The sequence below is a fragment of the Myroides odoratimimus genome (assembly GCF_038039805.1).
Taxonomy (GTDB): Bacteria; Bacteroidota; Bacteroidia; order Flavobacteriales; family Flavobacteriaceae; genus Flavobacterium; species Flavobacterium odoratimimum_B.
Window position 1 is genome coordinate 33,010 of sequence record NZ_JBBPHK010000026.1, and the last position, 12,134, is coordinate 45,143.

General features: G+C 33.3%; 11 protein-coding genes. 4 read left to right on the top strand and 7 right to left on the bottom strand.

The genetic code is table 11. From position 1 onward, the window contains the following. Positions 1-35 precede the first annotated feature (35 nt). From AABL85_RS15235 to AABL85_RS15245, 3 genes are all read left to right on the top strand, one after another. The gene (locus AABL85_RS15235) at positions 36-818 is read left to right on the top strand and encodes an AraC family transcriptional regulator (RefSeq protein ID WP_341310709.1); all 783 of its coding nucleotides are present in this window, start codon (positions 36-38) and stop codon (positions 816-818) included. Between the two features lie 17 nt (positions 819-835). After that, on the top strand, positions 836-1,153 hold the full coding sequence (locus AABL85_RS15240; protein WP_341310710.1) for a hypothetical protein: 318 nt from the start codon (positions 836-838) through the stop codon (positions 1,151-1,153). Between the two features lie 171 nt (positions 1,154-1,324). After that, complete coding sequence (locus AABL85_RS15245) at positions 1,325-1,561, top strand: DUF2158 domain-containing protein (protein WP_286416792.1); 237 nt, start codon at positions 1,325-1,327, stop codon at positions 1,559-1,561. A 115-nt stretch (positions 1,562-1,676) separates the two neighbouring features. Here the strand turns inward: AABL85_RS15245 and AABL85_RS15250 are convergent, their stop codons facing one another. The 5 genes from AABL85_RS15250 to AABL85_RS15270 form a co-directional block, all read right to left on the bottom strand. Further along, entirely contained in the window at positions 1,677-3,713 is a 2,037-nt protein-coding gene (locus tag AABL85_RS15250; RefSeq protein ID WP_286416790.1) for a dipeptidyl-peptidase 3 family protein, read from the bottom strand. Between the two features lie 98 nt (positions 3,714-3,811). Further along, positions 3,812-4,375: a DUF1572 family protein gene (locus tag AABL85_RS15255; RefSeq protein ID WP_341310711.1), complete on the bottom strand. Its 564-nt coding sequence runs from the start codon at positions 4,373-4,375 to the stop codon at positions 3,812-3,814. A 114-nt stretch (positions 4,376-4,489) separates the two neighbouring features. Then, positions 4,490-5,242 carry an NYN domain-containing protein gene (locus AABL85_RS15260; protein WP_341310712.1) on the bottom strand — a complete coding sequence of 251 codons (753 nt, stop codon included), beginning with the start codon at positions 5,240-5,242 and terminating at the stop codon, positions 4,490-4,492. A gap of 396 nt (positions 5,243-5,638) precedes the next feature. Then, on the bottom strand, positions 5,639-6,217 hold the full coding sequence (locus AABL85_RS15265; RefSeq protein ID WP_341310713.1) for a Crp/Fnr family transcriptional regulator: 579 nt from the start codon (positions 6,215-6,217) through the stop codon (positions 5,639-5,641). Between the two features lie 5 nt (positions 6,218-6,222). After that, positions 6,223-6,792 (bottom strand): TIGR00730 family Rossman fold protein, encoded by a 570-nt coding sequence (locus AABL85_RS15270; RefSeq protein ID WP_286437375.1) that lies wholly within the window; start codon positions 6,790-6,792, stop codon positions 6,223-6,225. A 171-nt stretch (positions 6,793-6,963) separates the two neighbouring features. Here AABL85_RS15270 and AABL85_RS15275 point away from each other — a divergent pair, with 171 nt between their 5' ends. Then, the gene (locus tag AABL85_RS15275) at positions 6,964-9,363 is read left to right on the top strand and encodes an outer membrane beta-barrel family protein (protein ID WP_341310714.1); all 2,400 of its coding nucleotides are present in this window, start codon (positions 6,964-6,966) and stop codon (positions 9,361-9,363) included. A 94-nt stretch (positions 9,364-9,457) separates the two neighbouring features. Here AABL85_RS15275 and AABL85_RS15280 read toward each other — a convergent pair whose 3' ends face one another. Further along, positions 9,458-10,402 (bottom strand): alpha/beta hydrolase, encoded by a 945-nt coding sequence (locus AABL85_RS15280; RefSeq protein ID WP_341310715.1) that lies wholly within the window; start codon positions 10,400-10,402, stop codon positions 9,458-9,460. A 61-nt stretch (positions 10,403-10,463) separates the two neighbouring features. Then, positions 10,464-11,939 (bottom strand): cardiolipin synthase, encoded by a 1,476-nt coding sequence (gene cls / locus AABL85_RS15285; RefSeq protein ID WP_286416779.1) that lies wholly within the window; start codon positions 11,937-11,939, stop codon positions 10,464-10,466. Positions 11,940-12,134: the final 195 nt, after the last annotated feature.

The window sequence follows — 12,134 nt, forward strand, 5'->3', positions numbered from 1 at the left end:
TATATTCGCCATAAATCATAACTAAAACGACAACAATGAGTAAGCCACAATTAGTTGATCAAGTTGGAAAGAAAGGTTTTTCTTGGCATGCTGAATATTGGAAACACAACAATGAGTTTCACCATCACAAGAAAGCCCAACTCGTTTATGTAGAATCAGGATATCAATACTTACACGTAGAATCTTGTCAATTCTTATTACCTCAAAATCACGTAGCCTATATCCCATCTAATGTCCCTCATAAAACTACGCATGCGTCTGAGCATGTCTCTCTGCGTACACTATACTTCGATGTGGATGGTTTACCTCCGTTTTATAATGAGTTATACCTGTTCTCTATCCCAAGCGTATTAAGAGAAATGATTATGTACACTGAGAAGTGGTCTATGAATATGGAGTATGAAGAGAGTGAACAGACTTTCTTAAGAGCAATCTTATTAGAACTGCCTTCTTTTGTACAGAATGCGGTACCTCTTATTACCCCTGTCCCACGTACTAAAGTATTACTTGATGCTACAGCTTATATTCACAAACATTATCCATCAACTATCACTATAGATGAGTTAGCTCAACTGTGCTTTATGAGTATTCGTACTTTAGAACGACAATTTAAAAAAGAAACAGGTATCAGTATCGCTAAATATATACAGATGGTACGTATCATCAAATCAATAGAGCTGTTGAGTGAAGGACAGTATACCATCAATGAGATAGCGTTACTCGTAGGATATAACAGTGCTCAGTCTTACAGTAATGTATTCACTAAACTGATGGGACAACGCCCAACTGAGTTTATACAACATACATTCACACTATAACCTATATCCTATCATTTATGAAAGATATTATCTCTCTACTACAAAAACGGAAACAAGATATAATCGTAGAACTAAAACAAGGTGATACTACTAATCAAAACCTAATAGCCCAATTAGACAAAGCTATCTCTTGGCTAACAACGGTAGAAGATCATCAGTTAGACACGGTTAATCACTATGATGTACACGCTCTACCTGATACTACTCATGGTATGTCTTATTATCACCTGATGATAGACTGTGAAAGTAGTGATCCTGTAGATTGGGTAGAATATACACCTCATAATCGTCCTATAGAGATGTGCATGGGAGATATTATTATCACTAGAAAATAAGACTCTTTACTTAACAATAAGTATTATCTCACTTAACACTCTACGTCTGAAGTCACTAAAACTGCGACCATAAGATTAAGAAATTGTAAAGGTTTTCTAATTATTTGATTACTATAATTAAAATAAAACTGAACATATTAATTTAGTCAAATAATACAAAATCAATCAATTATGAACACAAAATTTGAAGTAGGGAACATCGTAAATCTTAAAAGTGGTAGTATAAATATGACTATTACTCATTTATTTGACAACAAAGCAGAAGTAACTTGGTGGACAATGATCAACGGTTTTGATTCTCAAGTTTTTCCATTAGAAGCTATCGAAATATCACCTGCTGAAGACGACGAAGAGTATAGCAGCTGTATAAATACATCAGGAAGTCTTGACTTCTTACATGGCAACTAATAGAGTATGACCAAACAATGAACTTGTGGTTATTATCCATAAATCATAGCCAATACTATATCACAAAAAAAGTCGGTTTATAATAAACCGACTTTCTTGTATAATCTTCTTGTAATTAGTTTACAAGTGGTAAGAAACCATATTCTTTAGCATAACGCAACATTTGCTCTTCAAATGATTTAGGTTGCTCGATTACATAATCAGTCACCTCTCCTTTATCATTCTTTACTGGTACAATGTATGGGTTTACAAATCCTCTATATGGAGCAGAGTTAAACTTAGCATTACGCTCTAAAACTTCTTTGTGGATAGCTTGATCTACTTTCACACCATAAGTCTCTACTAACTCTTGTCCTGCTTTATAATCACCTTCAGATTTGATACGTTGAGTCTCTTTTAAAAGCTGTCCGAATAGATCGTGTAACTTATCATAATCAGTAATATTATAATATGTCTTACCATCGCGCACTACTTTCTCAATTACATTGTCTTTCTTCCCTTTTTCGAATACCCAAGCACTCACCCATTGACGGTTACGCATGTGAGCTTCTTCGATATCAGCACCTGGCTCTAAGCGTACTAACTGCGTCATTAATCCGTTACGGATATATCCATCATAAGCTGCTTTACCTACTGACTTCCAATCGTCAACTAATCCTAACTCTTGTAACTTAGGATTGTATAAATAGAATAACCCCACTAAGTCAGCACGTCCTTCTTCTAATGTAGAAGCATAACTCTTCAATGTTTCTTTTGGTTGTCCTACTCCTTTGTTGATTTGTCCAGATGCATGTCCGATTACCTCGTGAAGAGCTGTGTGTAGCTTGTCTGCTAACTCACCGTACTTCTCCTCTAATTGTAATTCTTCTTCATCGTGAACAAACTCTTTTAATTTATCTGATCCACCTGCATGATTATATGCATCGATAATATTACCTAAAGAGATAGACTTAGAACCGTGTTCTGCTCTAATCCAGTCCGCATTAGGTAAGTTCACTCCGATAGGTGTACTTGGCGATGCATCACCAGACTCAGACGCTACGATCACTGTCTTATACGATACTCCTGTTACATTTTTCTTTTTATGTTCTGCCATTAATGGAGAGTTATCCTCGAACCACTGAGCTTCTTTAGAAAGAACAGCCATCTTCTTAGACATATCAAAGTCGTTGATTTGAACAACGCTTTCGTAAGATCCTTTATGTCCTAATGGGTCTGCATATACTTCGATAAATCCATTGTTGTAATCAATATTCCCTTTAGTAGCTTTGACCCATGCAACGTTATAATCATCCCAAAGTTGAAGATCTCCTGTTTGGTAATATTTGATTAATAACTTAAGTGCATCTGCTTGCTCTTGGTTCTCAGCAACTGTAACAGCTTTTTCTAACCAAAAGATGATTTGATCAATAGCTGCTCCATACATTCCACCACTCTTCCATACTTTCTCTACTAACTTACCATTCTCTTTTACTACCTTAGAGTTTAGTCCTGTAGATAATGGACGGTGTGGGTCTGGACTCTTCATCGCATTATAGAATGCCTCCACCTCATCTTCTGTAATCCCTTCTCCATAGAAGTTAACTGCAGATCCTTTTACAAGACCTTTCGCTAAATCAAGATTTACTTTTTTACTATCTACATTATTAAACAAAATATTCGCTACGTTCTGATCTAATGTAGTATTAGTCTCTTTTAATAAAATAGAGAAGTAAGCTTGAGAGAATCCAGGTTTTATCTTTTCGTTAGAATAATGGTGGTGAATACCATTAGAGAACCATACTCTCTTTACATAAGTCACAAACTCTTTCCAATCTGCTGATTCTTTGTCTCCTTTATAGTTTTCGTAAATATTCTCTAATGCTTTACGAATAGTCAAGTTGTGTTTATAGTTCTGATCCCAGATGATATCGCGTCCAGCATACCCTGCCTGACTTAGATAATAAACTAATTCTTTTTCTTTTAATGTTAGATCGTCCCATCCAGGTACTTGATATCTCAATACTTCGATATCTCCAAACTGATCCACACTGTAATCAAACTTTTCTGTTGTAGTCACTTCGCTTGCTCCTTTTTCTGCCTCTTTCTTGTCTCCACATGATAATAACATAGCGGAAGCCAATACGATACAGGCCATTGTATTTAATTTCATATTGTAGTTTTTTACCGTCTTTTGACAAATATATAAAATATTGCACTGAACGACTCTACTAATTCTCATTCAAAATTAGGAATCTAAAAAATTATCTCTTACTTCTTTAGATAATCATCTACAAAATGAGTCTCTGAATTAGGATTATCAAATTTGTCTTGATTGTATTCTTTTGATTTATTTTTAGGAATGGTTAAAGACTTCCACTCTTCATTGCGTATCATCTTTCCGATAAATACAATTTGTCCTATGTGGTAAGGGTAGTGTGCTAACTGTCGGTATAAAGCTTCTGCAACTGTATGGTCTTGATTTCTGATCTTCACCACTGTATTAATATTCTCTTCATTAATACTATCTATGGTGCTGAAGAGAACATTCCATGCCTTGTCCCAATTCGTTATAAGTTCATGTCTGTCATAAACTCCATCTGCGAACTCATCATCTCTGTTTCTCCATGACTTCTCTCCATCTTCTGTAAAAAAGTTAGTAAAACGAGAAAGCAGATTACCTGTGATATGACGCATTAACATTGCTATAGAGTTACTCTCTTCATTTACTTTTTGATTTAATTCGTCTTGAGATAACACTAAAACTGTTTTATCTACGATCATTCTGTAGTACTCGAATTGCTTGCGAATACCTTCTAATTCTTGTATAGTCATAATATAAATTGTATTGAGTTGATATTTTTTGTTATAGTCAATTTTTGACTATCTGCAATTTAAAGTTTACAGACCATACAATTCGTTTATTAGCAAAAAAAAATAACCCGAAGGTTATTTTTTCTTTACTAAGGGATGATTTAACCCCTTAACATTATTATTAATTACGTCATAAGACTTTAAATGTTTAAAAAGCTCTGTCAAGTTTCTAAAGCCGTAATCTCTGGCGTCAAAACTAGGATTAAGTTTACGAAGGTTACCTCCTACTGTAGCGATATAAGCTTCTACCTCTTCATCTACAGACATATCGAACGCTTTATCTATCAGTCTATACTCTTTCTTAGTCAATGATTTAGTATCGTCATCATCTGTGGCTTCTATCTTTTTAGCATTGCCATTCGCTTCTTTAACTGCTGTAGTCACTTTAGGCATTAAGGTTTCACAATAAGTAAATATCTCACATGACTGAACGAAGGCATTTGGAGTTTTCTTCTCTCCTACTCCCATCACGAAGATACCTTCTTCTCTGATACGCTTAGCTAAACCGGTATAGTCACTATCACTAGATACGATACAGAATCCATCTACCATCTTAGCATGGAGAATATCCATAGCATCGATAATTAGAGAACTATCTGTAGAGTTCTTCCCACTAGTATAATTAAACTTCTGTATAGGCGAAAATGACAAGTCATTCAGTAGTTCCTTCCAGCTATTCATTTGCGGTGTTGTCCAATCTCCATAAATACGACGGACAGTCACCTTCCCATATTTAGAAACTTCTTCTAAAATCTTATCCAACAACTTAGCTTGAGCATTGTCCCCATCCACTAAGATTGCAATGTTGTTATTTTGTTTTTCCATCATATTTTCCTTTTCTAAAACTCTAAAATACGAAAATTGGCTAATGTATACATCGGTTATAACAAAATCATAACTAAAATAAGTAAATAGTAGTATTAATTTATCTTACTAGATCTTATCAATAACAAATGAAAATGAATTAAAGAAAAAATGAATGTATGAATTTATAACTATAGTAGAGTGTAAGAAAAAAGCTATAGTTATTCTATTAAAAAAAGTACTAGTGTGGCTATCACTAGTACTTTTTATTATCCGTAATGAATAAACTGTCTCATCACTGCTAAAATCAGACAATTTAAATTATCTATTTTCACAGTTTTTGTTGTTTTATTGTTCTATTTCTTGCTACAAAAATATAGCGTATAAAACTCAAAAACATTGAACTAGTTCAATAAGTTGTTATTTCTTCTTACTTTTTATTTTACTTAAGAACTCTTGTGATATACCTAGATATGATGCGATTTGTATATTAGTCAATCTGCTTAATAGAGAAGGATACCTTTTACAAAAATCGTCATATTCTGCTGTAGCATCCATCGATAATTTATTTACTATTCGTCGTTGTAATGCGACACATTCTTGTCCAAGCATTAATCTGTATATTCTTTCTAAAACAGGAATCTCTTTATACAAAGGTTCTTTTACCTCTTTTGTAATCATCAATAATTCACAATCTTCAATTGCTTGAATATAAAACTTAGAAGGAATACCCAAATGATAACTTTCTAAATCTGCCAACCACCAATCTTCTACAGCAAAATAAATAATATGTTCCTGTCCAGTACTATCTAAAAAGTAGACCTTACAACATCCTGTAACAACAAAAGCTTGAAAACTACATACTTCTCCTGCAACTAATAATTGGTCTTTCTTTTTCAAATACACTGTATTAAACGAGGCAAGTATCCGTTCTTTCTCTTGAGGAGTTAATACTACTCCTTTTCGTTCAAAATTATCTATTAGTGAGGCTCTATTCATCCTATTTATTTTTGAATCCATTTACCTTCTTTAGGTGCTTCATAAGCTTTCATCCTTTCTAAAAGTTCTTCTACCTTATCAGCTACCACAATCATCTCTCTATTGATTTCTTTTAAGAATCCCATATCCACCATAGTATCTATCATTTCTAATAGTGGATTATAAAAACCATCTATATTTAATAACGCTACAGGCTTCTTATGTAATCCTAACTGAGCCCATGTCAGCATTTCAAAGAATTCTTCTAAGGTGCCATATCCTCCAGGCATTGTGATCACACCATCAGATAATTCGTTCATTTTAGCTTTGCGTTCATGCATTGATTCGACCATAATTAATTCTGTTAATTCCTTATGGCCTAACTCTACATCTGCCAAAAAAGTAGGAAGCACTCCTATGACTTCACCACCGCCTTTAAGAACACCGTCAGCGACTGCTCCCATTAATCCTACTTTAGCACCTCCGTATACAAGCCCAATACTATACTTAGCTAATTGTTCTCCTAATGCAAAAGCTTGTTTATAATAAATATCCTTAGTACCTGAACTAGAACCACAAAACACTGTATATCTCATTTATATCAATTTTAAATAGTAAAACAAAACACTACATATCAATAAGTTACATATATAAATAAACATTTTATAAAAAAACAAATATTTTTTGTTGTAACATTTTACTCAAAAGTATGACTATTATATAAACCTTAATCAATTATTAAAAATAAACTTAACGAAAGAACTATTATGAAATTCAAATTAAGTGTTATTCTTTTCCTTACTATGGTTTGCTCTATTTATGCACAACAGAAAGGAAAAATTATAGGAGCGATTTTTGACAAATCGATCAATCAATCCGTTCCTTATGCAACTGTCTCTATTAAAGATGGAGAGACTATTGTAACAGGTGCTATGTCTGATGACAATGGAAAATTCGAATTAACTGTTCCTCAAAAAAAATATACTTTAGAAGTACAGTTTATCGGTTACCAAACATATACTAAAGAATTTGAATTAACTGAGGCTACTTATAACTTCGGTACAATTAACTTAACTCCTGAAGCGACAACTTTAGAAGGAGTTAATATTATTGCTGAATCTTCTACAATAGAACAAAAGATAGATAGAAAGGTAATCAATGTAGGTAAAGACTTAACTACTGCTGGTGCTACTGCTGGTGAGATTATGAATAATATCCCTTCTGTAAATGTGGATAAAGATGGTAAAATATCTTTAAGAGGAAATGAGAATGTACGTATCCTTATCGATGGACGTCCTACTAATATGTCTTCTGAACAGGTACTAAAACAAATCCCTTCTACTTCTATTAAGAGCATTGAGTTAATCACTAACCCAAGTGCTAAGTATAATCCAGAGGGAATGTCAGGTATTATTAATATCGTATTACATAAAAATACGATGGATGGTTTCAATGGTTCTGTAGACACAGGGGTTACATTTGCTCACACTGTTAAAAATACTAACTCTATCAATGCTAACTATAGACAAGGGAAGTTAAACTTCTTCGCTAATGGTAGTTACTCGTATGGAAAATATAAAAATGATGGTGATATGCTACGTACAGATATTATGTCTCCAACAGAGATTCGTATGAATAATAAGAACAAGAACTACTTTTATAAAGTAGGTATGGATTATTATATCAACGATAACAATACACTGTCATTCTATACAAATCAAAGTACAAATGATAGAACAACAGATATGGATAATGCTACTACATATCCTAAAAACTTATTTGAAGATATCTTCCAAAAAACTGTTTATGATGGAGATAATAGATATAGTGCGTATAACTTAGCTTATAAACATTTATTTGAGAAAAAAGGTCACACTTTAGATATAGAAGGAAACTTTAGTCGTAACAAATCTACAAATGACGGTGATTACAATACAATTATAGGTAAAAACCCTAACCAATTTTATCAAGATAGAAACAATGATAAAAGTGATTTAACAACAATCAACATTGATTATGTAAATCCTTTAAACGATCATACAAAACTAGAAGTAGGTGCAGAAGCTAGAATATCTAGAGCTGATAACAACTTTGAGTCTAACAATCCTTTGATACCTGAGAAGAATAAGACTATCAATAATAAATACAATCAAGATATCTTCTCTGCTTATGTAACTTTTGGTCAAACTTATGGTAAGTTTAACTACCAAGTAGGAACAAGATTAGAAAGCTATAAAGTAGAATCTAAATTAGGAGGAACGACTACTTTTAAAGATGATTACGTTACCTTATATCCATCTGTATATTTAGGGTATTCTATGACAGATAATGATATGTTTAATTTAAGTTATAGTAGACGTGTAGACAGACCTAGTATTTCTCAGACTAACCCTGTTAGACAATTCTCTACACCGTTAATGACAATGGTAGGTAACCCTGAATTAAAACCTCAGTTTACTAACTCTGTAGAGTTAAATTATACTAGAATGTTTAACAACAAAAGTAGTGTGACTGCTGGTGTGTACTATAGAAAAATCAATAAAGAAATCAACCACGTTATCTATGATGACCCAGATAATGATAACCCAAATGCTTTATTAATGACTTTTGATAACTATAAGTCTAATGATGCTTATGGATTCGAACTTTCTGCTAATATCAAATTAACTCCATGGTGGGATATGCAACCTGGTATTGATTTCTCAAGTATTAAACAAACTGGTTTTGTATCTCAGTTAAACAGTACTACGAATCAAATGGATTTTATCGAACGCGACATTACTGCTAGTGCATTCAATGCTCGTTTAAACAGTAACTTCAAAGCGACTAAAAACTTAAGATTTAACTTATTCGGATTCTATAGAGGTCCAGTAGATGGTATCACTATGGACTCTAAAGAGATGTATAAAATAGACGCTGGAGCTAGATATTCTTTACTTGAAAACAAGTTAAGCATCAGTGCTAGATTCAATGATATCTTCAATACCATGAAGTTTAAATATAATTCTCAGTACCCTTATGCTTCTAATGGACAGTTTACATGGGAAAGTAGATCTGTTTACATCGGAGTAAACTATATGTTCGGAGGAGGAAAAGGACGTGCATTACAAAGAAAACACAGAGATTCGAATACAAAAGAAAGTGGAGGAGCTGGAGGATTATTCTAAAAAGTTTCCCTACCAACCAATCAACAACAACTTTTTTCAATTATTGCTAAAAAAGCTGTTACCTTAAATGGTAACAGCTTTTTACTTTTTATATCTATTGATACCTCTTTAAGAACTGTACTACACTAGACAAAGCTTTGCTCCTAACTTCTTTCTTAGACAGAAATAAATCATGCATTCCATCTTCTATTACAACTTTCTCTACGTTATGACCTATCTTACTTCCTATTTTCTCAATATCTTTTACATTTAGAACAATATCTGATGTCATAGAATTAGCAGTCCATTTAGAAGTATTTCCTGATTTATCACTATACATCAATAGAATAGGAAAGTTTTCATGTAAGACAACCTCTTGAATTAGTTCTTGTGTATGCTGTACAGCTAATACCCAATTATAATATACAGCAAAAGGATTTATCGGTTTCCATTCTTTCTTATACTCCCATTCCCCTTCGTAATCTTTATGTAATGTTTTACCATATAGCTCAGGCATCTGCTCAGCATTAGCAAAAATATCCTTACTTACTTTACTCCTTGCTACGCTCCCCATAAAAGGCTTTACATAGAAAGGCACATTAAAATCAAAGAAAGGAGAATTTAATATTAATCCTGACAACCTTTCTTTTAACAACCCAAACATAGCATAATACGTTGCTAATAACCCTCCAGTACTATGTCCTAATAGGAATAGTTGAGTATCGCTATTTTCTTTTAGAATATACTCTATTCCATAATCAATATCAGGAAAGTACTCTCGCATAGATTTACAATAATTCGGATGCTGATGAGGCAATAACGAACGACCATATTTACGCAAGTCTATCGCATAGAAGTTTACTCCATGCTCATTAAAATAATCCATCAAATGTATCTGAAAGAAGTAATCACAAAATCCATGTATATACAGAATAGTCTGCTTATACTCTTTCTTATTCCCTCTTGACTCTATTAATGTAGTGATTACCTTCCCTTCATAATCATTCTCAAAGGGATGTTGATGTGTTATATATTTATCAAATGTCAAATGCAAATTCATCGTATCCTTATTTAAAGTTTACTTAATCCTTCATTCCTCCTTTATTTGATGTCTACACATACTATAATAAGGGAGAGAACAAACGAATAAAACTGTTTTTAAGACGTTGTTTCCAAGATCTCTTATTCCACCTGTGCAATTCTAATTTAATAGAATCTCTACAATCTCTATCAAACATTGTTTTCATTTTACGAGCAAAAGCCTCGTCATAAACTACGACATTCACCTCGAAGTTTAAGTCAAAGCTACGATGATCTAAATTACACGTCCCTATAGAACTCACTCCTGAGTCAGTCACAAAAGTTTTCGCATGGATAAATCCTTTCTTATATAGATAGATCTCTACGCCGAACTCTAATAACTCTTGAAAATAGGACTCTGATGCCCACTTCACAATATTTGAATCTGTTATCCCAGGCAGTATCATTCTAACGCGCTTACCACTTAATGCTGCCATTTTAATAGCTAGTTGTAATGATTCGTCAGGTATGTAATACGGCGTAGTGATGCAGATCTCTCTTTCTGCTGTTTGTATAGCTTTTAAGACACTATATAAGATAGAAGGCACATCGGAGTCAGGACCAGATGAGATCACTTGTAATGGCACTCCTGTATCATTGCTATCTTGAATAGGAAAATACTTTTCATCAAAGGCTAAATCTTGCTTACTACAGAAATTCCAATCTGCCAAGAAGATATATTGTAATCCATAAGCTCCCGATCCTTTTATTCTAATATGCGTATCCCTCCAAAAATATTGATTAGAATCTTTCTTGCGGTTATCATAGCGATCAGATATATTTATCCCCCCTGTATAAGCAATAGTTCCATCTATCACGACTATTTTGCGGTGATTTCGATAATTCATACGGTTAGCAAAAGCTAATAGAATAATCTTATTAAATGGATAGGCTTCCACCCCATTCGCACGAAGATTGCGCACAATGTTCTTTCGGATGCTCTTACACCCAAAGTCATCGTAGATAAAACGTACCTTAACCCCCTCCTTCACTTTATTGATTAAGATGCTTTCTATCTCTCTTCCAATATCATTATTCTCATAAATATAATACTCGATATGAATGGTACTCTTAGCTGCTTTTAAATCTTCAATTAGTCTCGGAAAGAATTCTTCTCCGTTTTCTAATATTTCAGTTTCATTATCTACTAATAGTGGACCTTCTCCCATCGTTGCACTAGAAAGCATTTTAATAAAAGAGCGATTCCTTTGTACAATAGGGTTTCCTTGTTCCCTGCGATCTAAGTGAATATCATTTAGACGTTCCGTTAATTTAGCACTATACTCATCATTTACCTTAAGCTTCTTAGAATACATCTTTCTTCTTCGATAATTAATTCCAAACGAAAAATAAAATAAAATACCAAAGATAGGCACAAAGAAAACTAACAATAGGTATGCTAATGTTTTCGAGATAGAATCTGTATCATAAATAATGCGTACAGCCACAGCAATAGCTATAATAAAATAAACTATCTCTAAATAGATAAACCAATCTGCTTGAACTCTCAAAAACATATCTCTATTTATTATTAACAATAATCGACCTATATAAGGTAATTTTAGGTTATCTAAAAGTAAAAAATAAAAAGCAGTTAGAAGAGCATTTAATACACAAAGTAATTAAAAACAAAAAAGTCTCCCTTTAAGGGGAGACTTTTGAGCCGATGGAGGGACTCGAACCCACGACCTGCTGATTACAAATCAGCTGCT